The organism is Paludibacillus litoralis, from assembly GCF_037646705.1.
In the GTDB taxonomy this organism is placed as follows: Bacteria; Pseudomonadota; Alphaproteobacteria; order Rhodobacterales; family Rhodobacteraceae; genus Pikeienuella; species Pikeienuella litoralis.
This window is the reverse complement of sequence record NZ_JBBHER010000010.1, coordinates 92,800-118,460: the sequence shown is the minus strand read 5'-3', so window position 1 is coordinate 118,460 and position 25,661 is coordinate 92,800. Positions and strand designations below refer to the sequence as shown.

Below are 25,661 nucleotides of genomic sequence, written 5' to 3'. Positions count from 1 at the left end.
GGTTCCCTGTTCCCGGCGCGGGCCCTCGCGTTGGACCCGGCGGGTGCGCGCGTCAGGCGATGCGTGAGCCGCAGCGCGAAAGTTGCGTGCGGTAGGTTTCCGCGCGCGCCGCCACTTCGTTGGCGGCTCCCACCAGCCATCTGTTCCGCCGCCATCCGCCACGTTTGTAGCCTGTATGGCCCTCATGATACGCGAGATACTGGCCGAAGGCGTCGCTCTTGGGGAGCCCGTTCATGGATTGCGTCTTGTTCAGATACCAGCCGACGAAATCGACGGCGTCGCTGAAATCCTCCCGGTCCGCGCGCGTGGCGCCCGTCTCTTCCTGGTACCATTCCCATGTGCCGTCGAGCGCCTGCGGGTACCCGTAGGCGGAACTGACGCGGCCGTTGGGGATGAGGCCGAGCATGGCGTATTTCTTCGGTGGGCGCGCATCGGCCCGAAAGCTCGACTCGCGCCAGATGATCGCCATCACCACATGCGGCGGCGCGCCCCACCGACGTTCCGCGTCGGCCAGCGCGGCGCCCCAGTCGCCGCGTTCATCGAGAATCGAGCAGGCGTCCGCCTGATTTCGCGGCGGCCCTGACGGCGTGGATGAGCAAGCGGCCAATATCAGCGCAGCCGCCGCCCAGATGAAGGGTCGGAGTCCTGATTCCATTGTCGCGGGCCTGCTCTCAGCCTCATTCTTGCCATGAAGCTAGCACAGAGGCGCGCCGTCGCCAACTCAGATGAGAAAGGCGAGCGTGAGCGGAACCAGAGCGATCGAAAGCGCGGTGGAGACGACGACGAGCCCGGCGACCTCCGTCGGCTCCGCGTCATACTGGAGCGCGAGCAGATAGTTCGTCACCGGGGCCGGCATGATCGCCTGCAGGACCAGAACCGCGTAGACGGTCCCGGTCAGGCCCATCGCGGCGCCGAGGCCGAGGGCTATCGCCAGAGCGCCGACATAGCGCATGAGCGCGACGACGAGCGCCCGCTTGATCGAGCCGACCCGGATCCGGCTGATCGAGACGCCGAGCGTCAAGACCATCAGCGGGATCGCCATTTGCCCGGTCAGGGCGATCGTAGCGTCGACGAAAACCGGCAGTTTCACGTCCGCCCACGCCCCCGCCACGCCAAGAACGGCGGCCCACACCATGGGCTGGCGCGCCGCGTCCCAGCCTTTCTGGGGGCCGGCGACGAACCAGAGGCCCAGGGAGAACTGAATGGTCACCATGATCGCGAACAGAACGATCGCGAGCGCGAGCCCTTCGTCGCCATAGGCGTAAAGCGCGACCGGCAGTCCGAGATTGCCGGTGTTGTTCATCACCGTCGGCGGTAGGAAGGTCCGCAAACTCAATCCTGCAAGCCGGAACGCGGCGCCGAAGACCACGGCGAACAGGCCATAGAGGAGCAACGCCGCAAGCATCATGTCCTGAAACGCGCTCGGCTCGATCTGGGCGCGGACAAGCGTCGAGAAGATCAGGCAGGGCATCGAAACCCCGATGCCGAGCCGGGTCACGAAGGCGATATCATAGGGGAGGTCGCGCTTCGCCCAGAGCCAGCCGACGCCCGACAGAATGAAAACCGGCGCGATGATGTCGAGAATCTGCAGGATCATGGTTATGGGCCGCCTTCCGAGCGCGGCCCAAAAACGCGCCCGCCTATGGAAACTTTTTCAGGAGGTGTATAGTACACGGTTGAAGATGTGAGTGTGGAGCGAGTCGCAGGCGATGATCAATGCGTCGGCAAAATTTAGGATAGGTCAGGTGGTGCAGCATCGCGTGCACCCCTTCCGTGGCGTCATATTCGACGTCGATCCGATATTTTCCAACACCGAGGAATGGTGGAGTTCGATCCCCGAGGAGAACCGTCCACGGAAGGATCAGCCCTTCTACCATCTCTTCGCCGAGAACGACACGAGCTACTACGTGGCCTATGTCTCCGAACAGAATCTCCTGCCGGACGATTCAGGCGAACCCGTGGACCATCCCGAGGTGGGTGAGATGTTCGGCGTTCTCGAGGGCGGACAATACGAGGTCGAGCCGACCTATCGTCATTGACGCCGCGCGAAGCGATTTCCAAAAGCGACCGAGCCAGAAAAGAGTCCGTCCGAGAGCGGCGCTCGGCGCGGCTGGAACAACTTATCATATAAGCCCTTGAAGCCGTGTATCTGGCCGCGCATTCTTTATTCAATTAAAGGATGAACGCGGTATGCGCGCTGTGGGGGAAGAATCCGATGGGTTACGCGACTCTGGCCGACAAGATGGCGCTTGAAGCGCTCCCGTTCAGAGACCGGCTCGTCTTCGATAATGTGTTCGAGCAACTCACCGAGACGGCCGCGCGGCACGGGTCGCGCCCGGCGCTGAGCTTCCAGATCAAGAGCGGCGAAAAGGACGAGGCCGAGACCCTCTCCTGGAGGGCGCTTCGCTCCCGTACGGCGCAGGCGGCGAATCTTTTCCGCGAGCTCGGCGTCGGCCGGGACGATGTGGTCGCCTATCTCCTGCCGAATGCGAACGAGGCCGTGATCTCGCTTCTCGGCGGGATGACGGCCGGAATCGTCAATCCGATCAACCCGTTGCTTGACGCGGATCAGATCGGGCAGATCCTGTCGGAGACCAAGGCCCGCGTGCTGGTCACGCTGGCGCCTTTCCCGAAAAGCGATGTGGCGGCGAAGGCGGCGAAGGCGTTGGCGTTGGCGCCGGACGTGAAACATGTGCTGACGGTCGATCTTCGGCGATACCTGACGCCGCCGCTATCGTGGATCGTGCCTTTCATCCGGCCGAAGGTCGCGTGGCCTTCGGGGGTGTCGGTCGCCGATTTCAATCAGGAGCTCCGAAAACGGGATCAGACGCTCGCGTTTCCAAACGATGCGGGGCGCGAGACGATCTGCGCATATTTCCACACCGGCGGCACGACGGGGATGCCGAAGGTCGCCCGGCACAATCAGCGCGGCGCGCTCTATAACGGCTGGGTCGCGGACGCGGTGATGGTGACGGCGGACGACGTCATGCTCTGCCCGTTGCCGATGTTTCATGTGTTCGCCGCCTATCCGGTCCTGATGGCGTGCGTCGCGACGGGCGCGCATATGGTGATGCCGACCCCGCAAGGCTATCGCGGCGAAGGCGTGTTCGACAATTTCTGGAAACTCATCGAGCGCTGGGGCGTGACCTTCATGATCACGGTTCCGACCGCGGCCGCGGCGTTGATGCAGCGTCCGGTCGACGCCGATATCTCGACGCTGAAGAACGCGTTCTGCGGCTCGGCGCCGATGCCGCCGGATCTGTTCCGCCGGTTTGAAGAGGCGACCGGGGTCCAGATCATCGAAGGCTATGGGATGACAGAGGCGACATGCGTCGTCTCCGCGAACCCGACGACCGGGCTCAAGAAGATCGGCTCCGTCGGCATCCCTTTTCCCTATACCGACGTGAAAATCTTCGATTGCGCGGAGGATGGCGCCGTCCGGCGCGAAATGGCCGAGGGAGAGATCGGCGAGATCTGCGTCCTGAGCCCGGGAACCTTTCCCGGCTACACCGACGAGCAGCGGAATTTCGGCGTGTTCGCCACCGGGGGATATCTGCGCACCGGCGATCTCGGCAGGTTCGACGCCGACGGCTATCTCTGGATCACCGGCCGAGCGAAGGATCTGATCATCCGCGGCGGCCACAATATCGACCCGGCCCTGATCGAGGACGCGCTCATCACCCATCCTGCGGTCGCTTTCGTCGGCGCGATCGGCCAGCCTGACATCCATGCGGGCGAAGTGCCCTGCGCCTATGTGGAGCTGGTCTCGGGCGCCGGCGTGACGAGCGAAGAGCTGGCGGCTTACGCGGCGGAGCATATCCCCGAGAGGGCCGCGATCCCGAAATATATCGAGGTGATGCTGGAACTGCCGAAGACCGCGGTCGGCAAGGTGTTCAAGCCCGATCTTCGGCGCGCCGCGATCAGGCGGGTCTACACCGCCGCGTTGGAGGAAGCCGGGGTGGGGGCGGAGATCATCGAGGTGATCGACAGCAAGGAGACCGGCCTGACGGCGATCGTCGTCGGCGGGGATGACGCGGCGGTCATCGAGGCGCTCGGCGGGTTTCCAAGGCCCTGGGCGCGCGCCGCCTGAGGCGGGTCAGGCGCCGGGCCGCGCCTCGGCCTCGGCGGCCAGGCGCTCGCTCGCCGGCTCGATCCGGTCGGCGAGCGCCTTCGTGAAGGCGCGCGCGCCCAGATCCGAAGGAAGCGGCTCCAGAAACTCGATCACGGCGACGCCCGGTTTGCGTATGATCCCGCCCCGCGGCCAGAAACACCCTGTATTCGTCGCGGCGGGCACGCAGGGCAGATTGTGGGTCCGGCAAATGAGATACGCGCCGGGCCTGTATGGCGCGGCCTCGCCAGGCGCGGTGCGGGTCCCCTGCGGAAAGATCACCAATTGCCCGCCGAGAGCGCGCCTGCGTCCGACCTCCCGCATCAATTCCTTGATCGAAGCGAACCCCCGGTTCCGGGTGATCGGGCTCGCGCCGATGCGAAGCGCGTAAAGCCCGACCACCGGCGCCCAGACCAGACTGCGCTTCATGACGAATTTCGCCGCCGGCAGATCGCGCAGAAGAATCAGGATGTCGAGAAAGCTCTGGTGTTTCGACGCGATCACCACATCGCCCTTGGGAACCGTTCCGCGGGTCTCCGCCGTCAACCCGCAGAAGACCCTGAGCCCCCAGAACGCGGGGCGAAGGAAGACCCGGACGCCCAGATACGCGCCCCGGCGCGACCAGACCGCCAGCGGGGTGAAAAGGAGCCCGATCAGAACCATGAGCCCGTAGAACCAGATGAAAAAGATCAGCGAGCGGAGAAGGCGCACCGTCTCAACTCCGATGTAGCACGAGATAAGTCGCCGCCCTCGTCGCGCCGAGGGCGGTCAGGCTGGCGATCAGCGCCGCGATGAGCGGCGCGAGGACGGCGAGCCGCCAGTCGACCCCGACGCCGCCGGCGACGAAGACGTCGATAGCCTCCACCCGGGGCATGTTCAGCGCGATCAACGCGGCGGCGAGCGCGCCGATTCCGGCGCCGAGCGCCGCGCGGACGGCGAAAGGCCGCTCGAACGCGCGGGCGATGAAGCGGTCCCCCGCGCCGATCAGCGTCAAGGTGCGGACCACGCCGGCGCCGGACCAGAGCGCCGCCGTCGCCGCGACCGCGACCATCGCGGCCAGCGCGGCGATGGAGACCAGAACGCCGATGGCCGCCGTCCGCCGCAGGCCGCGCGCCGCGATGACGAGCGGCGCCCGCCACTCGCGGTGATCGTCCCAGACCGCCCCTGGCGCGTCGAGCGCGAAGCGGCGGCGGATCTCGTCGATATCCGGCCCGGCGCCTTCGAGCGTCACGTCGATCAGGGCCGGAGTCGGCAGCGCCTCGATATCGGCGTCCGGTCCGAGCCAGGGCGCGAGAAGGGCGCGCGATTCGGCGTCCGAGAGCGCGTGCGCCGACGCGACCCCCGGCGCCGCGCGCAGGATCGCGAGCGCGGCCGCCACATCGTCCTTCATGCGGTCTTCGGGGGATGAGACCCGGACGGTGGCGACGGTTTCGAGCGCGGCGGTCCAGCGGCCGGCCACGCGGTCGGCGGCGAAGCCGGTCAGCGCGCCGGCCGTCGCGAGAAAGCCCATCGCCGCCGCGACCAGCGCGATCAGCCCGCCGATCACGCCGGCGCGCGGCGCGATGGAGGGCGCGCCGGACGACAACCGGGCGCCGGGCCGGGTCAAGGCCTTCATATCGGCGCTCCGGAGCGAAAGATGCGCCCGTCCTTGATCTTCAGGACATGCGCGCTGACGCCCTGCGCGGCGCGCATCAGGTTCAGGTCGTGCGTGGCGATCAGGACGGTTTTGCCCAGCCGGTTCAATTCGATGAAGAGGGACATGATCCGCTCCGCCGTGTCGGCGTCGACATTCCCGGTCGGCTCGTCGGCGATGATGAGTTCGGGCGAGGCGACGACGGCGCGGGCGATGGCGGCGCGCTGGCGTTCGCCCGAGGAAAGCTCCGCCGGGCGCGCGTCCAGCCGCCGCGAAAGCCCGACCCACGCGCCAAGCTCCCTCAATTCGGCCCGCGGCCGGGCGTCCCTCCCGGCGATCCTGAGCGGGAGGGCGATGTTCTCCAGCACCGTGATATGATCGATCAGGTCGCAATCCTGAAGCACGACGCCCATTCGCCGCCGGATCGCCGGCGCCTCGCGCCGCGGAATGGTGGCGGTGTCGCGCCCGAACACGCGGACTTCGCCCGCGCCGGGGCGGAGCGCGAGATAAATGAGCCGCAGCACGGTCGTCTTGCCGGCCCCGGATCGCCCGGTAAGGAAATGCATGGAGCCGGGTTCGAGCGTGAGCGTGACGTCGCGGAGCACATCATGGTCGCCATAGCTGAACCCCGCAGCCTTGAATTCGATCATCTGACGCGGCTTCCCTTGCGCTTCATCCGGCGCGACAATCGCAAAGCCGCCGCCGCGTGACAACGCCTCACGCGTTCCCGGCCCGTCCTTGGCGCAGGGCCCGGTCCGCGGTATAAGCCGCGTCATTGAAAGCGAGCCCCGCGCCCTGCGGAAATCTGAGAGGCCGGAGAAGCACATGCGTCTGATCTGCCCGACCTGCGCCATCGAATATGAAATCGACGCGGATGCGATCGGCGCCGGCGGCCGGAAGGTCCGTTGCGCGGATTGCGGGACGGAATGGTTCCAGCGGCCGCGCTCGGCCAGCCTCGCGGAGGCCGTGGCCGCGGTGGAGAAGGCGGCGCGCAACCGGCAGCGCCCTGACGGCGCCCGCGAGACGGTGATCGCGCCCGAGACGCCCGCCGCGCCGGAGCCGCCGGAAGCGCCAGCGATCGACGGCGAAGCGTCGGAGGAGACCTCGCCCGAAAGCGGGCCCGCCGCGGAGCCGCGCCGCGCCAATGAAGGCGCGCCGGATGACGCGTTCTTCGCGGCGCGAAGCGGGGGTGCGGAACCGCGTTCGGGCGCCGGCGCCGCGTTCCTCGCGGGCTTCATGACGGTGGCGCTGCTCGCGCTGATTCTGGCGGCGCTCTATGTCGAGCGGGATGAGATCGCGGGGCTCGCGCCGGCGCTGGAGCCGCATCTTGCGGCTTACGCCGATCTCGTCGATCGCGCGCGCGGCGCGCTGGCGGAATTGATCGGGCGGCTGTGAGCGGCGAGGCCCATGGGGCGGCGCGAAATTCGTCAGTGCTATTGACTTAACCCGACTGAGGGCGCATCTGCCGCCTACACGCCTGTTCCCGCGATGGCGCATCGTCCGGTTCCCGCACTCGCGGAGCCGAGACCGGTCGCGGAAGGGGCCTTCGAAATATAGCCTCTTCCGGCTGCGCCCGGAACAGGCCGCCCGCCGGACGATGACACGACGTCACGTCCGAGGCGGTAAGGGAATTTAAGTGACAGATCTGACTTTTAGGGAGCTTGGCTTCGCCGAGCCCATTCTTCGTGCTCTTGAATCGCGCGATTACGAAACGCCGACGCCGATCCAGGCGCAGGCGATCCCCGCGCTGATGGCCGGCCGCGACATGATCGGCATCGCCCAGACCGGCACCGGCAAGACGGCGGCGTTCTCTCTGCCGATCCTGCATGCGTTGTCGACGAAGGCGCCTCAGCGCGGCGCCCGCGGCCCGCGCGCGCTGATCCTGGCGCCGACGCGCGAACTCGCGATCCAGATCGGCGAGGAGATGCGAAGCTACGCGCAGCATCTCCGGCTGTTTCAGACGGTGATCTTCGGCGGCGTCGGCCACGGCAACCAGATCAAGGCGTTGAGCCGGGGCGTGGACATCGTCGTCGCGACGCCGGGGCGGCTTCTGGACCACATCGCGTCGCGTCATGTCTCTCTCGACGCGATCGAGCATCTCGTGCTCGACGAGGCGGACCGGATGCTGGACATGGGATTCGTTCACGACGTGCGCCGCATCGTCGGCGGCACGCCGAAAGCGCGCCAGACCCTGATGTTCTCCGCCACCATGGAGGGCGACGTCGCGAAGCTCGCCGCGGAGTTCCTGCGTGATCCGGCCCGCGTCGAGGTGACGCCGCAGGCGACGCCGGTGGAGCGGATCGGCCAGACCGTCCGCCATGTGGACGGCAAGGCGAAGACCTCGCTTCTTCTGGATCTTCTCTCGGATCGCGACCTGGAGAAGGTAATCCTCTTCACCCGCACGAAGCACCGCGCCAACAAGGTCGCGGAAGATCTCGAGCGAGCGGGCGTCGTCGCCGACGCGATCCATGGCGGCAAGAGCCAGAACGCCCGCCAGCGGGCGATCAAGCGCTTCGGATCCGGCTCGGTCCGGGTGCTGGTGGCGACGGATATCGCGGCGCGCGGCATCGACATCGGCGGCGTGACCCATATTCTGAACTACGACCTGCCGAATGAGCCGGAAAGCTACGTTCATCGGATCGGCCGCACCGCGCGGGCCGGGGCCGAAGGGCAGGCGATCAGCTTCTGCGACGCGTCCGAGCGCGGCTATCTCCGTTCGATCGAGCGGCTGATCGGCACGCACCTGGAAATGGTCGGAGACGGGCCGAAAGGCCCGGACGAGGCGCCGCCCTCGCGCGGCGGCGGCAATCGGAACCGGGGCGGCGGCGGCGGCCGGCCGCAGGGCCAGCAACCCCGTAAATCGCAGAGCGCGCCGCGCCAGCGCCGGGCCGAGAACGCGCCGGGCGGCAAGCCGCGCGGCAACCGCAACTGGCGGTCCGGGAAAGCGTCGGCCAAGGCCTGACCTTCCTGGACGGCGGGCGTCGACTTCAGCTGTGACCGAAGACTTGAGTCTCCGCGCAGGCGTCGTCGCCCGCCTCCATCTCCAGCGTGCTGTGGCCGATGCCGAATTCGCCGCGAAGGCGCGCCTTGATCGCGGTCCTGACCTCGGTCGCGCGCCCTGCGGCCTCATCGGTGAGAACGATGTGCGCTTCGAGCGCGGATTCGTGCTCGTCCATCTGCCAGAGGTGGATGTGGTGCGCGCTCCGGACGCCCTCCACGGCGCGGATGCGCGCGGCCACCTCGCTTGAATCCAGCTTCGGCGGGCTTCCGAGCATCAGGATGCGGATGACGGCGCCGATCTCCCTCGCGGCCTGCCACAGAATGTAGCCGGCGATCAGCAATGTCACGATCGGGTCGACCAGACGCCAATCGTAGAGCAGGATCAGCGCGCCCGCGACGATCACCGCGACGGAGCCGAGCGCATCCGCGACATTGTGCAGAAACGCCGCGCGTATGTTGATGCTGGTTTTTGACAAGCGGTAGGTGAGCAGCGCCGTGATGAGATCGACCGCGAGCGCCACCCCCGCGATGACGACGACGAGCCATCCGTCCACGCCCTGAGGGGTGATGAACCGCGTCATCGCCTCATAGACGAGGTAGACGCCGACGATGATCAGCGTGACATAATTGACCAGCGCCGCGATCGCCTCGGCCCGGCCGTAACCGAACGTCATGTCAGGGTCGGCGGGGCGGCGCGCGATCTTCCGCGCGCCGAAAGCGATGATGAGCGCGACCGCGTCGGAAAAATTGTGGAGCGCGTCGGCGATCAACGCGAGGCTGCCGGCGAGGACGCCGCCGATGACCTGCGCCGCCGTCAGGCCGAGATTGACCAGAATGGCGAAGGCGACGCGCCGGTCGCCGGCCTCCGGGTCGATATGGTGATGGCCGTGATGGCTCATGCGTCCTTTCTTGCCGGCGGCGCCGCGGGGCTCAAAGCGCCGCCGCGTAGATCTCCCGCGCCGCCTCGAGCGTCATCTCCCGCGGGTTGTTGACCAGAAGCCGGGTCTGCTTCATCGCGTCCTCCGCCATCATCGGCAGATGGTTGTGGCTGACGCCGACCTCCGAGAGCTTCGACTTCATGCCGAGCTCCGGCCCGAGGCGGGCGAAGGCGTCGGGCAGGCCGGCGGCCGGATCCGGGTCGTTCGCCAGCTCAGGAAAGATCAACGGCGCGATCTCCGCGTATAGGGGCGCCGCCGCCGGCATGTTGAACGCGAGGACATGCGGCAGAACCAGCGCGTTGGAAAGCCCGTGCGGCACATGAAAATGCCCGCCGATCGGATAGGCCAGCGCATGGACCGCCGCCACCGGCGCGTTGGCGAAAGCCATCCCCGCCAGCATGGAGCCGAGCAGCATCGCGCCCCGCGCGTCGCGGTCGCCGGGCTCGACGCATGCGCGGCGGATATTCGCGCCGAGAAGGCCGAGCGCCTGCCGCGCCAGCGCGTCGGACATGACGTTCTTCTTGTGCCGGGAGGTGTAGGCCTCGATCGCGTGGACCATGGCGTCTATGCCGGTGGCGGCGGTGACGTGGGCGGGCAATCCGACTGTTAATTCCGCGTCGAGGACCGCCCAGTCGGGGAAGAGCTGCGGCGCGACGACGCCCTTCTTTTCGGCCGATCCGGTGGTGACGATGGCGATCGGCGTGACCTCGGATCCGGTGCCGGCCGTCGTCGGCGAGACGATCAGCGGCAGGCGCGCGCCGGTGGCGAGGCCGATGCCGTACATCTCCGAGAGCGGCTGATCCGAATTGACCAGAAGCGCGATCAGTTTCGCGCAGTCGAGCGAGGAGCCGCCGCCGATGGCGACGACGCCGTCCACCTTTTCCGCCTTGGCGCGCGCGACCGCGTCGAGGATCAGCGCCTCGGGCGGGTCGGCGACGACCTCATCGAAGATCCAGACGTCGACGCCCGCCGATTTCAGCCCCTTCAGCGCCTCTTCGAGAAGGCCGGCGTCGCGGATCCCGCGATCCGTGATCAGCGCCACCTTGCCGCAGCCGAGCCCGGCGGCGAGTTCGCCGATCTTGCCGGTCGCGCCGACCTCGGAGATGATCGAGCGCGTGGTCTGAAAAGTGAATGAGTTCATCATGGCGTTCTCCCGCGTTTTTTGGGACACTAGGCCCGCCGCGCGGCGGCTTAAAGACCGGATCGCCCGATCCTGTAAATTTCATGATGGCGGCTTTCATTGCCGACGCGGTTCGGCTGCGGTAACTCTCTGCGAGCCCTGGGATATGAAAAAAGGCGTATGCACATGCTGAAATCCAGCGATACGGAAGAAATCGCGACCCCCGAGAGCGCCCGCGCGAAACCGCCGGCGATGGTGTGGGAGGATCCGTTTCTTCTTGAGGATCAACTCACCGAAGACGAGCGGATGATCCGCGATTCGGCGCGCGCCTATTGCCAGGATCGACTGATGAGCCGGGTGACGGAGGCGAACCGAAAGGAGATCTTTCACCGGGAAATCATGAATGAGATGGGGAAGTTGGGGCTTCTGGGCCCGACAATTCCCGAGGCCTATGGCGGACCCGGGGTCAATTACGTCGCCTATGGTCTGATCGCGCGGGAGGTGGAGCGGGTGGATTCGGGCTATCGGTCCGCGATGTCCGTGCAATCCTCGCTGGTGATGCATCCGATCTTCGCCTACGGGACCGAAAAGCAGCGGAAGAAGTACCTGCCGAAACTGGCCTCGGGCGAATGGGTCGGCTGTTTCGGGCTGACCGAGCCGGATTTCGGCTCCGACCCGGGCGGAATGCTGACGCGGGCGAAGGCGGTCGACGGCGGTTATCTGCTGTCGGGCGCGAAGAACTGGATCTCCAACAGCCCGATCGCGGACGTGTTCGTGGTCTGGGCGAAGTCGGACAAGCATGACGGCAAGATCAAGGGCTTCGTCCTCGAGAAGGGGATGAAGGGCCTCGTGGCGCCGAAGATCGAGGGGAAATTCTCACTTCGCGCATCGATCACCGGCATGATCCAGATGGATGAAGTCTTTGTTCCGGAAGAGAATATCCTGCCGAACGTGGCGGGCCTCGCGGGGCCGTTCGGGTGCCTCAACCGGGCGCGCTACGGGATCTCCTGGGGCGTGATGGGCGCGGCGGAGTTCTGCTGGCACGCGGCGCGGACCTATACGCTGGAGCGCAAGCAGTTCGGCAGGCCGCTGGCCGCGACGCAGCTGATCCAGAAGAAGCTGGCGGACATGCAGACCGAAATCGCGCTTGGCCTTCAGGGCTGCCTTCGTCTTGGCCGCCTCATGGATGACCACCGCGCGTCCGCGGAGCTTATCTCATTGATGAAGCGGAACAATTGCGGGAAGGCGCTGGATATCGCCCGGGTGTCGCGCGACATGCATGGCGGCAATGGCGTCTCGGATGAATATGGCGTGATCCGCCATGTGATGAACCTCGAAGCGGTCAACACCTATGAGGGCACGCATGACGTTCACGCGCTGATCCTCGGGCGCGCGCAGACCGGATTGCAGGCGTTCATGTAGGCGCCGGACGTGTAAATTTTTTCGGGCGCGGCGTTGTAAATCTTTACAACCCGGGCCCGGAGCCCGCCCCCTGAAACGACCGCGCCGGCCCCCCGAAAAGAGGGCCGGCGCGTTTTGCGTCCGGGCGGCGGGCGGGGCGCCCCGGGGGCGGGTCTCAGCCCGCGTCGGGGCGGGGGCCGACGACGTGGTAGGTGCGCTGCTCCTCCGTCGGCTTCAGGGCCTTGTAGGCGCGCCAGGTGGCGTGGCCGAGAACGGGGAAGACCACGATCAGGCCGATGAGCGCCGTCAGCACCGAGAAGATGAACAGCGCGAGCACGATCGCCCCCCAGGCGATCATGACCGGCAGGTTGTTCCAGACCATCGCGATGCTGAGCGCGAAGGCGCTGAGCGCGTCGGTCTTCTCTTCGAGCAGCATCGGCGCGGCGAAGACGCTGATCGCGAAGCCGAAGGCGGCGAAGAGCGCGCCGACCGCGCCGCCGACGATGAGCAGCGCCCATCCGGTCGAGGTGAGGAACAGCATCGGCGCGATCTCGTCGATCCCGGGAAAGGCGACGACCCCGAAAAAGAGCGAATAGACGATCACCGCCGCGCGCTGCCAGAGCAGAAAGAGGCCGAGCAGCATGACGCCCATGAAGAGCGCGGAGCGGCCGGCGCGCGGGCGCACGAAGATCATCGAGGCGAAGCTCACCGGCTCCCCGGCTTCGAGCCGGCGGCTCTTCTCGTAGAGGCCGCTGGCGACCAGCGGGCCGATGACGACGAACCCCGCGAGCGCGGGGAAGATGAAATAATCCAGCTCGAGATAGAAGAGGAGCCAGACCACGACCATCGAGACGATGTAGATGGCGAGCCCGTAGAGGATGCTCGGCGTGGGATGGGTGCGAAAATCCGACCAGCCCTCGCGGAGCCAGTCGAGCGCGGTCGCGGGCGGCAGGTTCCGCCCGAGATGCCGCTCGCGCGGGAGCGGAGGAACGACCGGGGGGATGACGTCGTCGCGCGGGTGGCCCGCGGGGCTTTTCTCGCTCAGCATGATGATTTCGCGGCGCGATAGGTCGCGGCGCCCTCAAGTGGTGATTTCAGATGGGGGACGCATTCGGGCGCCGACCCGAACGAGACGGCGACCAGATGCGCGTTCGCGCCGATGAAGATCAGCGCGACGGCGGCGGCGATGGCCAGCGCCACGCGGCGCTGGCGCGAAGAGAGGCGCCCGGTCTCGGGCGCGCCTCCGGGATGCGCGGGCGCGGTCATTTCGCGGCCTCCGCTCCGAGATCCTGGATGTAGACGGTGAGCATCTTGCGCTCGGCCTCGCTCAACCGGTCCTCCCATGCGGGCATCCAGCCGCGGCGGCCGCCGTAGATGGTGCGGAACAGCGTCTCCTTGTCGCCGCCATAGATCCAGAAATCGTCGGTGAGGTTGGGCGCGCCCATCTCGGTCAGGCCGGTTCCGTCGTCGCCATGGCAGCTGACGCAGTTGTCCGCGAAAAGCTGGGCGCCCGCCTCCTGCGTCTCGGGGTCGATCTCGGCGCCCGAGAGGGACTGGACATAGGCCGCGACGGTGCGGATCTCATCCCGGCTGAGCATGCCGTCGCGCCCGAAGGCGAGCATTTCGGAGATGCGGGTGTCGGGGTGGGAGGAATTGACGCCGACGCGCAGCGTCTCCAGGATCGTCTCTTCATCGCCGCCCCAGAGCCAGGCGCTGTCGATCAGGCTCGGGAAGCCGGGGCCGCCGGCGGCGCCGGCGCCGTGGCAGGCCGCGCAATTGTCGCCGAAAAGCGCCGGCGCGGTGTCGTTCAACGCCCGCATCAGGTCGGCGTCGGCGCGGATCTCGTCAGCCGAGCCGGCGGCGATGCGGCTCTCCCAGTCGGACCGGGCGACGACGGCGTTCTGGACCTGCTCTTCGAGCTCCTGGTGCTCGTCATAGCCGAGAAGCCCCTTGGTGTAGGTGGAGCCGAGCGGCCATGCGGGGAGCAGCACCCACACGCCGAGCGCGTAGAGATGGGTGACGAGGATGAAGAGCCAGATCACCCGCGGCACCTTGGTGTTCAGCTCGGTGATGCCGTTCCAGATGTGGCCGGTGGTCTGGTGCCCGGTGAGCGGGTCTCTGTGTTTCACCGACATGGGCCGTCCTCATCGTCAAGAATGCTTTTTGCGGCGCGATCGAATTTCGGGCCGAAGGACGGCCAGAAGGCGTAGACCGTGACGCCGATCGAGATCGCGATCAGGTAGAAGAGACCGAAGGATTTCGCGAAGGCGACGACCATGTCATGTGAAATCTCCATCACTCATTCCTCCTCTAACGGTTGGTTCTGGAAGGCGACATCGGTCAGCTTGCCGAGGATCTGGAGATAGGCGACGAGCGCGTCCATCTCCGTCACCCGGTCGGCCTGCCCGTCGAAGAGGCGGATGTTCGTCTCCTCGCCATAGCGCTCGGCGACGCCTTCGGCGTAATCGCTGTCGGGGCGGGCCTGCCCCTGGGCGTCGGACGCGGCGTTTTCGATCATCTCGTCGGTGTAGGGGGTGCCGAGATCGCGGAGCGTGGCGAGGCGGGCCGGCAGGCTCGCGGTCTCCAGCGGCGCGCGCAGCATCCATGAATAGCCGGGCATCACCGATTCCGGCACCACGTCGCGCGGGTTGACCAGATGCGCGACATGCCAGTCGTCGGAATATTTGTCGCCGAGGCGGGCGAGGTCCGGCCCGGTCCGCTTGGAGCCCCAGAGCATCGGATGGTCGTATTTGCTCTCCACCGCGAGGGAATAGGGACCGTAGCGCTCCACCTCGTCGCGGAGCGTGCGGATCATCTGACTGTGGCAGGCGTAGCAGCCCTCGCGGACGAAGATGTCGCGCCCGGCCTGTTCGAGCGGGGTGTAGACCCGCATGTTCGGCGCCGCCTCCACCGTGTCGTCGATGGTGAAGAGCGGCGCGATCTCCACGAAGCCGCCGATCGCGCCGGCGAGGATGATGCCCACGGTGAGGCGCATCGAGTGACGCTCCAGCCGGTAATGGGCGCCGAAGTATTTTTCGGAGAGCTTGCGAAACATGGGCTTACTCCGCAGGGGTGGCTGAGGGCGCGGCGCGGTCGGGCGCGACGGCGTCGGTGGGATGGTCGGCGGCGTGGTCCTCCAGCGGGACATGCCGGATGGTCATGACCACGTTGTAGAGCGCGAGGATCGCGCCGATCAGGAACAGGAACCCGCCGAAGGCCCGCGCGATGTAATAGGGGTGCATCGCGATCATCGAGTCGATGAAGGAATAGCGCAGCGTGCCGCTGTCGGTGTAGGTGCGCCACATCAGGCCCTGGATGACGCCCGAATTCCACATCGCGAAGATGTAGATGACGACCCCGGCGAGGGCGAGCCAGAAATGGACCTCGACCAGCCGCCAGGAATACATCGTCTTGCGCCGCCAGAGGATCGGGGTCATCGCGTAGATCGAGCCGAAGGTGATCAGCGCGACCCAGCCCATGGCCCCGGCGTGCACATGGCCGACGGTCCAGTCGGTGTAGTGCGACAGCGCGTTCACCGGGCGGATCGCCATGAACGAGCCCTCGAAGGTCGTCAGCCCGTAGAAGACCACGGCGACCATCATGAAGCGGAGGGTCGCGTCGTCGCGCACCTTGTGCCAGGCGCCGTTCAACGTCATCAGCGCGTTGCCGGCCGAGGCCCAGGACGGCACCAGCAGCATCACCGAGAAGCTCATGCCGAGGGCCTGCACCCAGTAGGGCAGGGCGGTGTAATGCAGGTGGTGCGAGCCCACCCAGATGTAGAAGAAGGTGATGCCCCAGAAGCTGAGGATCGACAGCCGGTAGGAGTAGATCGGCCGCTCCGCCCGCTTCGGCAGGAAGTAGTAGAGCATGCCGAGGAAGCCGGCGGTGAGGAAGAACGCGACCGCGTTATGGCCGTACCACCACTGGGTCATCGCATCCTGGACGCCGGTGAAGGCGGAGTAGCTCTTCGCCGCGCCGAACGAGACCGGCAGCGCCAGGTTGTTGAAGATGTGAAGGATCGCCATGACCAGGATGAAGGCGAGGTAGTACCAGTTCGCGACGTAGATATGCGGCTCGCTCCGGCGGGCGAGGGTGCGGATGTAGAGGATGAAATAGGTGACCCAGACGATGACCAGCCAGATGTCGGCGTACCATTCCGGCTCCGCGTACTCCCGCGATTGGGTGATCCCCATCAGATAGCCGCTGGCGGCGATGACGCAGAACAGGTTGAAGCCCAGCAGCACGAACCACGGGCTGAACTGGCCGGCGAGGCGGGCGCGGCTGGTGCGCTGCATGACGTGAAACGAGGTGGCGATCAGCGCGTTGCCGCCGAAGCCGAAGATCACGCCCGAGGTGTGGACCGGGCGGAGCCGGCCGAAGCTCGCCCAGGGGGCGTCGAAGGTCGCCTCCGGCCAGGCGAGCAGCGAGGCGACCCAGACGCCCATGCCCATCGCGATGACCGCCCAGACGAGCGAGAGGATGACCCCGACCCGGGTCGGATCGTCGTAATAGGAATCGAAGCGGTCCTCCGAGGGCTCGGGCGCGTCGATCGCCCGCAAGAGCGCGATCAGCAGGCCGCCGGAAAACAGCACGGTGATGACGCCATGGACGCCCATCGGGTCGTTCTGCGCGACGATCGCCATCAGCAGGCCGACGACGGCCATCACGCTGAGGATGACCATCGCCAGTCGGCGTTCGGCCAGGGTCAGCCTGGAAATCATGATGTGGTCTCCTTCGGGGGGACGGTGTTCGGTTCGGCGTGGGGGGCGCGGGGCGCGTGGGGGAGCGGCGCGTCTTCGTCGGAATCGATGAGGATCCGCTCCGCCGCGCCGGCGAGATCGTCGTATTGGCCGCTCTGGAGGCTCCAGATGAAGGCGATGAGCGCGACGGCGCCCATGCCGAGCGCGACGGGGATGAGAACGTAGAGAATGGTCATGCGCGCGCGCCCTCCAGCGGGGCGAGGCGGCGCGCTCCGGCGGCCCGGCGGAGGCGGACGGCGCGGTTCAGGCGCAGCGAATTGCCGACGACGACGATCGAGGAGGCCGACATCGCCAGCGCCGCGACCAGCGGCGTGACCTGGCCGGCCGCCGCGAGCGGAACCGCGATGCAGTTGTAGACGATGGCGATGCCGAAATTCTGCCGGACGACGCGGGCGGTGCGGGTCGCGATCCGGTGGGCGAGGGGGACGGCGTCCAGCCCGTCGCGCAGGAACACGTAATCGGCGGCGAGGCGCCCGGCGTCCGCGGCGGAGGCCGGCGCCATCGAGACATGCGCGGCGGCGAGCGCGGCGGCGTCGTTCAGCCCGTCGCCGACCATCAGCGTCCGGCGCCCGGCGTCCCGGAGCGCGCCGAGCCGGGCGATCTTCTCCGCCGGGGAGACGCCGCTCCGGCTTTCGACGTCGCCGAGGGCGGCGGCGACGCGGGCGACCTGCGCGGGGCTGTCGCCGGAGAGGATCTCGACGCCGAGCCCGGCGTCGCGGAGGGCGGCGACCGCGCGCGCGGCGCCGGGGCGGAGATCCTCGGCGAGGGAGAAGGCGATCACCGCGCCGCCCTCGGCCGCGAAGACCGGCCCGCCGGCGGCGATGGCGGCGGCGGCGGGGTTGATTTCAGCGGCCCAGTCGGCGCGCCCGAGCCGGACCCGGCGGCCGTCGACGCGGCCTTCGACGCCGCAGCCCGGAATTTCGCGGGTCTCGTCGAGGGGCGCGGGCTGCGCGCCGAGATGGGCGGCGACGGCGCCCGAGGCCGGATGGGTCGAGCGCAGGGCGAGCGCCATCGCGGCGGCGCGGGCCGGCGCGGGCGCCCCGGCGCCGCCCGAGGCGCGCGGCGTCCCGGTGGTGAGCGTGCCGGTCTTGTCGAAGACGGCGTGATCGACCTCGGCCAGCCGCTCCAGCGCGGAGCCGTCCTTCATCATGATCCCCTCGGCGAGGAGCCGGCTGGCGGCGACCACATGCGCGACCGGCGCCGCCAGCGCCAGCGCGCAGGGGCAGGTGATGATCAGGACCGAGATGGCGATGAAGATCGAGAGGCGGGCGTCGCCGGTCGCGGCGAACCAGCCGATGAACGCCGCGAGAGCGAGGGTGTGGACCAGCGGCGAATAGAGCCGCGCGGCGCGGTCGGCGATCCGGACATAGCGCCCGCGCCCGAGTTCGGCCGCGTCGAGCATGCGCATCATCTCGGCGAGGAAGGAGTCGTCGGCGGCGCGAAGCGCCTCCACGTCGAGCGCGCCGGTGAGGTTCAGCGCGCCGGCCTCCAGCTCGTCCCCGGGGCCGGCGGAAACCGGGATCGACTCGCCGGTGACGAGCGAGCGGTCGATGTCGGAGCCGCCGTCGAGCACGCGCACGTCGACCGGCATCCGCTCCCCCGGCGCGACGCGAAGGGTCATGCCGGGGCGGACCCGCTCCAGCGGCGTGTAGCTGAAGGCGCCGTCCGCGCCGAGAACCATCGCGCCCTTCGCGGCCAGCCGGGCGATGCCGGCGACGGCGGCGCGCGCGCGCTCGCGCATGCGCTGATCGAGATAGCGCCCGATCAGGAGGAAGAAGATCAGCGTCGTCGCGGCGTCGAAGAAGACGTCCCGGCCGCCCTGCGCGGTCTCGTGGATGCTGAGCGACAGCGAGAGGAGGATGGCGAGCGCGATCGGCACGTCCATGTTCATCCGCCCGCCGCGGAGCGAGGCGACGGCGGAGGTGAAGAACGGCCAGCCGGCGTAGGCGGCCACGGGAAGCGCGATGAGCGCCGAGACCAGATGGAAGGTCTCGCGCGTCGCGCCGTCGGCGCCGGCCCAGACGGCGATGGACATGAGCATGATGTTGGTCGCGCCGAACCCGGCGACCGCGATCCGCCGGAGCAGGGCGGAGGAGGCGCGGGTCTCGTTCTCCGCGCCGCTCTCGATCAGGCTGACCGGCGTGGCGGGATAGCCGAGCGCCGCCATCGCCTCGACCACCGGAGCGGCGTCGGTCTCGGGGCTCTCAAGCGTGACGCTGACGCGCCGAAGCGTGAGATTGACCCGCGCCGCGACGACGCCGCCGACCCGGGCGAGCCCCTGCTCGACGGCGGCGATGCATTTGCCGCAGCTGATGTTCGGGGCGGAGAGAAGCAGCAGGCCGCGCCCGTCGGAAAGGGAGCGGATCTCGGCGGCGAGGTCCGCGCTGACGCGCCGCCGGGCGGCTGACGCCGGCTGTCCGGAAGTCTCGATCGCCTTGCTGTCGCTCACCTTGCGTGGCCCTTTTCCACTCCGTCATGATTATCACCGGTCGAGCATATGCGGCCAGCGATAATGCGCGGCTTTGCGTTCAACCCGTCCACGAGGACGGCGGGCGCCTGATCCCCGTTCGGGGGGCGGAACCGTGGCTAGCCCATAAATCGCGCGGCCTCCAGCTTTTGAGCCCGCACTGCGTCACTTCGCGCCTGCAACACGGAGCGCGGCGCCGGGCGCCGTCCGGGCGCCGGGGCGGCCGAACATCGCCGTCTGGAGGCTCCGCGCGATCCGCTCCGCCTTGTCGCAGAAGAGGCGCGCCGCCTCGGGTTCGCACAGCTCTTCGACGGTCTCGCGGAAATAGCCGAGCCAGATCCGGAAATGCGCCGGCGCCACCCCGTCCAGCGCCCGATGCGCCGGCGCCGCCTGGCCGTGATAGCGCCCGGTGAGCCGCATGATGGACGACCAGAAGGCGCACATCTTCCGCAGATGCGGCCCCCAGTCCTCGCCGATCGCGCGCTCGAAGATCGGCCCGAGCGTCCGGTCCGCGCGCACCTTCGCGTAGAACCGGCGCACCACGCGCTCGATCATCGCCTCGTCGATCGAGGGGTGAAGCGGCTGGCGGCGAAAAGCGGCGGCGCGCGGGGACATCGGAGCGATTCCGTTTAAGAAGCATGTGTGATGCGTATTAGAATCCCCGCACCCCGATCGGCAACGAGCGGGATGTCGCATCCCCGCCGGGCGGCGGCGTCAGGGCGGCCCTCCCATCATTGGCTCTGAGCTATGCTGCCAGCAAGTTTTGGTCGACCCCTTCAAGTCTTGCGATTTGCTCTGACTTTCACCGCCCTTGATGCGCCACAAATATTATCAAGTGACTTGACGATATCACCTCACTTCTTCGCTATAAGTTGCGCGCGTCTTTTTCATGGTGGGCCCCTTGTTGCCTCAATATATTCCTCAGAGGAGGATGTTATGAACCGATACCTTTTGATCGCCGCGGCCGCCGTTCTTGGCCTCGGCGCTGGATGGATGATCTGGGCGCAGCCCCGCTACACATCGCACGAGCATTGTTTCGCGGAACTGACCCGGACTGTCTCCGGCGACGCGATCCACGTGCTCCGCGCGCAATACCGGTATTGCTCCACGCTGTTTCCCAACCCCAAATAAATTGCGGTCAGTTCGTCAACTCCTGGCGTTCTTCCGGTTCCTCTTCGACAAGTTGGAATATGGAGTCGGTGGGGATGTGAAATGACAAGAGCGAGAGCGTCAGAACCGCTGGCGGATGGACCGCATGCAGCAGCGCGCATGTCAGATTCGCCAGTTTCTCGTTGATCTCCAGTTCCTTGGCGTCCGCCGCCGCTCGAGCCATCACATCACTCCAGCTTGCGCTACCGACATCCCGTGCTTGATCACGTTCTCAGACAGGGCGTCAGGGCCGGGCGCGCCGTTTCATGACCGCGTCGATCACATCGATCAGATCGCCGGCCATGGCCCGGTCCGCGGGGGAGGCGCTGGTCGTCGCGGCGATGTCGAGGAGGGTCTCGCCGCGCATTTCCGCCAGGGTGGGCGGAACCGAGAGCCCGGCGCGGCGGCGGCGATGGTCGTAGAGCAGCGTGATCATCGTCTCGTAGCTCCGGGGCGGATCGCTGAGCAGCTTGTCGCCGAGTTCGGAGATCGGCGCGGCCATCGGATCGACCGCATAGCCGTCGGCCCGCAGCGCCTTCAGCAGCTCATGCGCGTAGATGCTGTAGCCGAGCCCGGTGGGGTGGTGCTGATCGAGGCCCGCGAGCCCGCCCTCCCGGAACGCCGGGCGCGGCCAGAGCATGTTGGTCGCATAGGCGAAATTCGAATAGACGCGCTCTTCATGCTCAAGCCTGGCGCCGGGCGCGCCGGCGGTCAGCCGCCGTTCGGGATGGTGCTTGCCGTCGAAGGCCTTCACCATCCGGTCGACGCGGAAGAAGCGGATCCGGTCGTCGCCGGCGGCGGCGAAGACGCCGGCCACCACCTCCATCATCCGCACGTTCAGCGCGGCGACGCAGGCGTCGATCTCGCGCATTTCGGCGGCGGTGTAGCGGCTGTAGGCGTCGGCCGCGCCGAGCCGGTTGTCGTAGATCGGAAAATAGCCGTCCGGGCGGAGCAGGGGGTCGGTCGGGATCTCGGGGTTGAGCGGCGGCATCATGTTGGGCGCCGTCGAGGGCGGCGCCAGGGTCGAGACGTAGAACCGCTCCGTCTCCGGGCCGAAAGCGGTGAAGAGCGCGGCGACCTCGGCCATCCGCTCGGCCCAGTCGGCGAGCCGGGAGAGGCCGGTCGCCGGCTCGGCGCGGAGGGTGATGTCGACGAGCCCGTGATTCGCGCCGAGGCTCAGGAGCAGGATGCGCGGCTTTCGCGCCGCGGCGAGGTCGATCGGGCGCATATGCTCCAGCTCGGGCCGGTCGTTGGGGTTGAAGAGAAAGAGCGCGTTCAGCGTCATGTGGATCTCGGAGAGCTCCGCCGGGATCGTCCGCAGGCTGTCGGTCGCGGCGATCATCGGGCGGAGCCGGGCCGCCCGCGCGCGCCAGTCGGCGATCGACGTCTCGATGACGTCCGGAATCTCGGCGCCGGCCAGCGCGAGATTGTCCCAGGCCGCATGCGGCGCGGCGACCACATGCTCCCCATCGGCCCAGCGGAGCGCGTTGTCGCGCGCGTCCTTCAGGCGCCGGCGGAGCTGGGTGACCAGATCGAAGATGCTGAGATCGCGGACCAGCGCCTCCAGGTCGAGAATCAGCGGCTCGGGATAGGCGGGAAAGCGGAATTCGTGCGAAGGGTCGAGCGCGCGGCTGACCAGCGCCGGCGGCGCGTCGGCGGCGAACGCGGCCGAGACGGTGCTCGAGCGCATGCCGTTATAGAGGCTGTCGCCCAGCCCGATGACCGGCGGGGTCATGAACGCGTCGGGAAAGGCGTAGCCGTGGAGCGGCTTTCTGATCTCCATCGCGACTCCCTTCGCATCCTCGCCGCCGGAGGCTAGTGGGATTTTCCGGCTCCCGCCAACCGGCGCCGCCGGCTTCGGCGCGCCGCGGCGCCCCCTCGCGGGCCATTTCGATTGATCGGCGCGCGCATCCGCGTTAGCAAATTCAGACCGATCGGAGGAGGATCGGACGGGGACGGGGAAAGTCCGGGGCGCGCGACGGAGGCGGGCGCCGGGCGGCGCGCCTCCGGATATGTGCTGACATGCGGGCCGGGACCGGCGCAAACCGGCCCCGAGCCGCCGCTCGCCGGATGACGAGCGGACGGCGAAGAAAACATGAAAAACGACACCGGGAGGATGCCGAGATGAAATCGATACTGACGACCGCGGCCGCGGCGGCGGCCTTCGCGCTTCTGGGCGCCGCCGGCGCGAGCGCCGAGGATTACACCTTCAAGCTGCATCACTTTCTCGGCGCCAAGGCGCCGGCGCAGACCGGGATGATCGAGCCCTGGGCGCGCCAGGTGGAGGAGAATTCGGGCGGCCGGGTCAAGATCGAGATCTATCCGGCGATGACGCTGGGCGGGCGCCCGCCCGAGCTGATCAACCAGGTGAGGGACGGCGTCGTCGACCTGGTCTGGACCGTGAACGGCTATACGCCGGGGCTTTTCCCGCGGACCGAGGTGGTCGAGCTGCCGCTGGTCTATGTGAACGACCCGGCGGCGACCAATCTCGCGCTCTACGACATGTTCGAGGACGATCTCCGGCAGGATTACGCCGGGGTCGAGGTGATGTTCCTCCATGTCCATGCGGGGCAGGCGATCCACATGCGGGACACCGCGGTTCATTCGCCGGCCGACCTCAAGGGCAAGAAATTGCGGATTCCGACCCGGACCGGGGCCTGGGCGATCGAGGCGCTGGGGGCGATTCCGGTGGCGATGCCGGTGCCGGAGCTGCCGCAGGCGCTGCAGAAGGGCGTGGTCGACGGCGCGCTCATCCCCTGGGAGATCATCGCGCCGCTGAAGATCCAGGAGCAGACCGACTATCAGATCGAAGGCTATGAGAAGGCCCGGTTCGGCAACACGACCTTCCAGCTCTCGATGAACGCCGACCGCTGGGCCGGCCTGCCGGACGACATCAAGAAGGCGTTCAAGGACGCCTCCGGCCCGGACTGGTGGGCGCATGTCGGCGAGATCTGGCGCGCGTCGGACGATTTCGGCATCGAGTTCGCGGTGAAGGCGGGGAATGAGCATATCACCCTCACCGAGGAGGAGACGGCGGCCTTCGACGCGGCGCTGGAGCCGGTGGTCGCGCGCTGGGTCGAAGAGGTCTCGGGCTCCGGCGTCGACGGCGCGGCGCTGGTGGCGAAGGCGCGGGAGCTGATCGCGAAGCATTCCACGAAGTGACGGATGAGGACAGGTTCGACCGCCGCGCCGGGATCGTCGGCGCGGCCGAGCGGCTGATTCATCTCTGGGCGCTGCTCGGGGGCGGGCTCTTGCTCGCGGTGGTGCTGATGAACGTGCTCTCCGTCATCGGCGGGGTGGTCTGGGTTCCGTTTCCGGGCGATTTCGAGCTGACGGAGGTGGGCGTCGCGGTGGCGGCCTTCACGTTCCTGCCCTATTGCCAGCTTACCGATTCCAACGTCACCGCGGATATCTTCACCGCGCGGGCCTCGCCCCGCTGGGTCGCCATCTTCAAGCTGGCGGCCTCGACGGCGGCGCTGCTGTTCGCGGCGCTGCTGCTCTGGCGGATGTATGAGGGCATGCTGAGCCAGCGCGAATACGGCTACATGACGGCGATCGTGCAGTTTCCGATCTGGGCCGCGTTCGTCCCGATCCTGATCTCGCTCGCGCTCCTGATGGCGGCGGCGCTGATCACGCTCGGGGAGGCCGGCCGGGCGGCGGGGGCGCGCCGGTGAGCGAGGCGCTCCTGCTCGGGTTCGGCGGGCTGGCGGTTCTGATCGCGCTGATCGCGATCCGGATGCCGATCGCCTATGCGATGATCCTGGTCGGCGGCGTCGGCGTCACGGCGCTGAACGGGCCGGCGCTGATGATGAGCCAGCTGAAGACGCTCGCCTACGGCCAGTTCGCGATCTACGATCTTTCCGTCGTGCCGATGTTCGTGCTGATGGGCGCGCTGGCCTCGAAGGCGGGGCTCAGCCAGGCGCTGTTTCGCGGCGCGAACGCCTGGCTCGGCTGGCTGCGGGGCGGAACCGCGATGGCGGCGATCGCGGCCTGCGCGGGGTTCGGCTCGGTCTGCGGCTCCTCGCTCGCGACCGCGTCCACCATGGGCCGCGTCGCGCTGCCGGAATTGCGGCGCTACAATTATTCCGGGGCGCTGGCGACCGGGTCGCTGGCGGCGGGCGGGGTGCTCGGCATCCTGATTCCGCCCTCGGTGGTGCTGATCATCTATGCGATCATCGTCGAGGCCAACATCGTGACGATGTTCGCGGCCGCGCTCATCCCGGGGCTGATGGCGGTCGTGCTTTTCCTGCTGACGATCGCGGTTTATGTCGCGATCCGGCCGGAGGCGGGGCCGAAAGGCGGCGCGGCGGACCGGGCGGAGTTCATCTCCGCGACCACCGGGATGATCCCGATTCTGGTGATTTTCGGCATCGTCATCGGCGGGCTCTACGCCGGGTTCTTCAACCCGACCCCGGCGGCGGCGGTCGGGGTGTTTCTGGTCTGGATCTATGGCGGCCTCCGCGGCGAGATCGGGTTTCGCGCGCTCTGCGGCGCGCTGAAGGAGACCGCGGGCACCACGGGCATGATCTATCTGATCCTGCTCGGCGCGGAGCTGATGAAGATCTTCATGTCGCGCATCGGGCTGCCGCAGGCGACGGCGGAATGGATCCTCAACGCGGACATGGCGCCGATGCTGGTGCTGATGATCCTGCTGCTCGCGCTGATCCTGCTCGGCTGCCTGATGGACAGCCTCTCGATGATCCTTCTGGTCATCCCGTTCTTCTGGCCGGTGCTGATGGAGATCAACGGCGGCGTCTATCAGGGGGCGGAGGGCGCGGGATTCGGGATGTCGACCGAGGATCTGAAGATCTGGTTCGGCGTTCTGGCGCTGATCGTGGTCGAACTCGGCCTGATCACGCCGCCGGTGGGCATGAACGTGTTCGTGATCTCGGCGATGGCGAAGGACACGCCGATGATCGAGACCTTCAAGGGGGTGACGCCGTTTTTCGGGGCGGAGCTGATCCGGGTCGGGATCCTCATCCTGTTCCCCGCGCTCACGCTCTGGCTGCCGCGGGCGCTGAGTTAGCGGCGGCGGCGGGAATGAGCGCGCGCGAGGGCTGGCGCTCAGGCCGCTTTCGGGGCCAT

Annotated in this window: 27 protein-coding genes; 9 read left to right on the top strand and 18 right to left on the bottom strand. The window is 67.8% G+C overall.

The window, feature by feature from the left end:
• Positions 1-52 precede the first annotated feature (52 nt).
• Complete coding sequence (locus WG921_RS16565; protein ID WP_340110371.1) at positions 53-655, bottom strand: transglycosylase SLT domain-containing protein; 603 nt, start codon at positions 653-655, stop codon at positions 53-55.
• A 66-nt stretch (positions 656-721) separates the two neighbouring features.
• Entirely contained in the window at positions 722-1,597 is an 876-nt protein-coding gene (locus tag WG921_RS16560) for an AEC family transporter (protein WP_340110370.1), read from the bottom strand.
• Between the two features lie 112 nt (positions 1,598-1,709).
• On the opposite strand from WG921_RS16560, the gene hspQ reads away from it, so the two are divergent.
• Both hspQ and WG921_RS16550 read left to right on the top strand, forming a co-directional pair.
• Positions 1,710-2,039 carry a heat shock protein HspQ gene (hspQ, locus tag WG921_RS16555; RefSeq protein ID WP_340110391.1) on the top strand — a complete coding sequence of 110 codons (330 nt, stop codon included), beginning with the start codon at positions 1,710-1,712 and terminating at the stop codon, positions 2,037-2,039.
• A 176-nt stretch (positions 2,040-2,215) separates the two neighbouring features.
• Positions 2,216-4,090, top strand: coding sequence for an acyl-CoA synthetase (locus tag WG921_RS16550; protein WP_340110369.1), 1,875 nt, complete (start codon positions 2,216-2,218; stop codon positions 4,088-4,090).
• Positions 4,091-4,096: 6 nt separating this feature from the next.
• On the opposite strand, the gene WG921_RS16545 is transcribed toward WG921_RS16550, so the two are convergent.
• From WG921_RS16545 to WG921_RS16535, 3 genes are read right to left on the bottom strand one after another with little or no spacing between them, the layout of a single operon-like run.
• On the bottom strand, positions 4,097-4,819 hold the full coding sequence (locus WG921_RS16545; RefSeq protein ID WP_340110368.1) for a lysophospholipid acyltransferase family protein: 723 nt from the start codon (positions 4,817-4,819) through the stop codon (positions 4,097-4,099).
• A gap of 4 nt (positions 4,820-4,823) precedes the next feature.
• Positions 4,824-5,723, bottom strand: a complete 900-nt coding sequence (locus WG921_RS16540; RefSeq protein WP_340110367.1) for a cell division protein FtsX — start codon at positions 5,721-5,723, stop codon at positions 4,824-4,826.
• Positions 5,720-6,391 carry a cell division ATP-binding protein FtsE gene (locus WG921_RS16535; protein ID WP_340110366.1) on the bottom strand — a complete coding sequence of 224 codons (672 nt, stop codon included), beginning with the start codon at positions 6,389-6,391 and terminating at the stop codon, positions 5,720-5,722. The genes WG921_RS16540 and WG921_RS16535 overlap by 4 nt, the downstream gene beginning before the upstream one ends.
• Positions 6,392-6,566: 175 nt before the next feature.
• Here WG921_RS16535 and WG921_RS16530 point away from each other — a divergent pair, with 175 nt between their 5' ends.
• Positions 6,567-7,136, top strand: coding sequence for a zinc-ribbon domain-containing protein (locus WG921_RS16530; RefSeq protein WP_340110365.1), 570 nt, complete (start codon positions 6,567-6,569; stop codon positions 7,134-7,136).
• Positions 7,137-7,377: 241 nt separating this feature from the next.
• Entirely contained in the window at positions 7,378-8,703 is a 1,326-nt protein-coding gene (locus WG921_RS16525; protein ID WP_340110364.1) for a DEAD/DEAH box helicase, read from the top strand.
• 25 nt (positions 8,704-8,728) lie between these two features.
• On the opposite strand, the gene WG921_RS16520 is transcribed toward WG921_RS16525, so the two are convergent.
• Entirely contained in the window at positions 8,729-9,640 is a 912-nt protein-coding gene (locus tag WG921_RS16520; protein WP_340110363.1) for a cation diffusion facilitator family transporter, read from the bottom strand.
• 31 nt (positions 9,641-9,671) lie between these two features.
• Complete coding sequence (locus WG921_RS16515; protein ID WP_340110362.1) at positions 9,672-10,823, bottom strand: iron-containing alcohol dehydrogenase; 1,152 nt, start codon at positions 10,821-10,823, stop codon at positions 9,672-9,674.
• Positions 10,824-11,051: 228 nt separating this feature from the next.
• Between WG921_RS16515 and WG921_RS16510 the strand changes: the two genes are divergently transcribed.
• Complete coding sequence (locus tag WG921_RS16510; RefSeq protein ID WP_340110390.1) at positions 11,052-12,221, top strand: acyl-CoA dehydrogenase; 1,170 nt, start codon at positions 11,052-11,054, stop codon at positions 12,219-12,221.
• 154 nt (positions 12,222-12,375) lie between these two features.
• Here WG921_RS16510 and WG921_RS16505 read toward each other — a convergent pair whose 3' ends face one another.
• The 9 genes from WG921_RS16505 to WG921_RS16465 form a co-directional block, all read right to left on the bottom strand.
• Entirely contained in the window at positions 12,376-13,248 is an 873-nt protein-coding gene (locus WG921_RS16505; RefSeq protein WP_340110361.1) for a DUF2189 domain-containing protein, read from the bottom strand.
• The gene (locus WG921_RS16500; protein ID WP_340110360.1) at positions 13,242-13,466 is read right to left on the bottom strand and encodes a hypothetical protein; all 225 of its coding nucleotides are present in this window, start codon (positions 13,464-13,466) and stop codon (positions 13,242-13,244) included. Before WG921_RS16500 ends, WG921_RS16505 begins: the two co-directional genes overlap by 7 nt.
• Positions 13,463-14,335 (bottom strand): cytochrome-c oxidase, cbb3-type subunit III, encoded by an 873-nt coding sequence (gene ccoP / locus WG921_RS16495; protein ID WP_340110359.1) that lies wholly within the window; start codon positions 14,333-14,335, stop codon positions 13,463-13,465. The genes WG921_RS16500 and ccoP overlap by 4 nt, the downstream gene beginning before the upstream one ends.
• Positions 14,326-14,496, bottom strand: a complete 171-nt coding sequence (locus tag WG921_RS16490) for a cbb3-type cytochrome c oxidase subunit 3 (RefSeq protein WP_340110358.1) — start codon at positions 14,494-14,496, stop codon at positions 14,326-14,328. Before WG921_RS16490 ends, ccoP begins: the two co-directional genes overlap by 10 nt.
• Before the next feature lie 3 nt (positions 14,497-14,499).
• The gene (gene ccoO / locus WG921_RS16485) at positions 14,500-15,255 is read right to left on the bottom strand and encodes a cytochrome-c oxidase, cbb3-type subunit II (RefSeq protein ID WP_340110357.1); all 756 of its coding nucleotides are present in this window, start codon (positions 15,253-15,255) and stop codon (positions 14,500-14,502) included.
• 4 nt (positions 15,256-15,259) lie between these two features.
• Positions 15,260-16,921 carry a cytochrome-c oxidase, cbb3-type subunit I gene (ccoN, locus tag WG921_RS16480; RefSeq protein WP_340110356.1) on the bottom strand — a complete coding sequence of 554 codons (1,662 nt, stop codon included), beginning with the start codon at positions 16,919-16,921 and terminating at the stop codon, positions 15,260-15,262.
• The gene (gene ccoS, locus WG921_RS16475) at positions 16,918-17,136 is read right to left on the bottom strand and encodes a cbb3-type cytochrome oxidase assembly protein CcoS (RefSeq protein ID WP_340110355.1); all 219 of its coding nucleotides are present in this window, start codon (positions 17,134-17,136) and stop codon (positions 16,918-16,920) included. The genes ccoN and ccoS overlap by 4 nt, the downstream gene beginning before the upstream one ends.
• Positions 17,133-19,409 carry a heavy metal translocating P-type ATPase gene (locus WG921_RS16470; RefSeq protein WP_340110354.1) on the bottom strand — a complete coding sequence of 759 codons (2,277 nt, stop codon included), beginning with the start codon at positions 19,407-19,409 and terminating at the stop codon, positions 17,133-17,135. The genes ccoS and WG921_RS16470 overlap by 4 nt, the downstream gene beginning before the upstream one ends.
• Before the next feature lie 183 nt (positions 19,410-19,592).
• The gene (locus WG921_RS16465) at positions 19,593-20,042 is read right to left on the bottom strand and encodes a group III truncated hemoglobin (RefSeq protein WP_340110353.1); all 450 of its coding nucleotides are present in this window, start codon (positions 20,040-20,042) and stop codon (positions 19,593-19,595) included.
• Between the two features lie 321 nt (positions 20,043-20,363).
• Between WG921_RS16465 and WG921_RS16460 the strand changes: the two genes are divergently transcribed.
• Positions 20,364-20,558 (top strand): hypothetical protein, encoded by a 195-nt coding sequence (locus tag WG921_RS16460; RefSeq protein WP_340110352.1) that lies wholly within the window; start codon positions 20,364-20,366, stop codon positions 20,556-20,558.
• A gap of 7 nt (positions 20,559-20,565) precedes the next feature.
• On the opposite strand, the gene WG921_RS16455 is transcribed toward WG921_RS16460, so the two are convergent.
• Both WG921_RS16455 and WG921_RS16450 read right to left on the bottom strand, forming a co-directional pair.
• On the bottom strand, positions 20,566-20,760 hold the full coding sequence (locus WG921_RS16455) for a hypothetical protein (RefSeq protein ID WP_340110351.1): 195 nt from the start codon (positions 20,758-20,760) through the stop codon (positions 20,566-20,568).
• A gap of 60 nt (positions 20,761-20,820) precedes the next feature.
• Complete coding sequence (locus tag WG921_RS16450) at positions 20,821-22,359, bottom strand: hypothetical protein (RefSeq protein ID WP_340110350.1); 1,539 nt, start codon at positions 22,357-22,359, stop codon at positions 20,821-20,823.
• Between the two features lie 341 nt (positions 22,360-22,700).
• Between WG921_RS16450 and WG921_RS16445 the strand changes: the two genes are divergently transcribed.
• The 3 genes from WG921_RS16445 to WG921_RS16435 are packed head-to-tail and all read left to right on the top strand — an operon-like array spanning position 22,701 to position 25,602.
• The gene (locus tag WG921_RS16445) at positions 22,701-23,738 is read left to right on the top strand and encodes a TRAP transporter substrate-binding protein (protein WP_340110349.1); all 1,038 of its coding nucleotides are present in this window, start codon (positions 22,701-22,703) and stop codon (positions 23,736-23,738) included.
• Positions 23,735-24,250: a TRAP transporter small permease subunit gene (locus WG921_RS16440; RefSeq protein WP_340110348.1), complete on the top strand. Its 516-nt coding sequence runs from the start codon at positions 23,735-23,737 to the stop codon at positions 24,248-24,250. The genes WG921_RS16445 and WG921_RS16440 overlap by 4 nt, the downstream gene beginning before the upstream one ends.
• A complete protein-coding gene (locus tag WG921_RS16435) occupies positions 24,247-25,602 on the top strand; it encodes a TRAP transporter large permease (protein ID WP_340110347.1) in 1,356 nt (451 codons plus the stop codon). The genes WG921_RS16440 and WG921_RS16435 overlap by 4 nt, the downstream gene beginning before the upstream one ends.
• Positions 25,603-25,661: the final 59 nt, after the last annotated feature.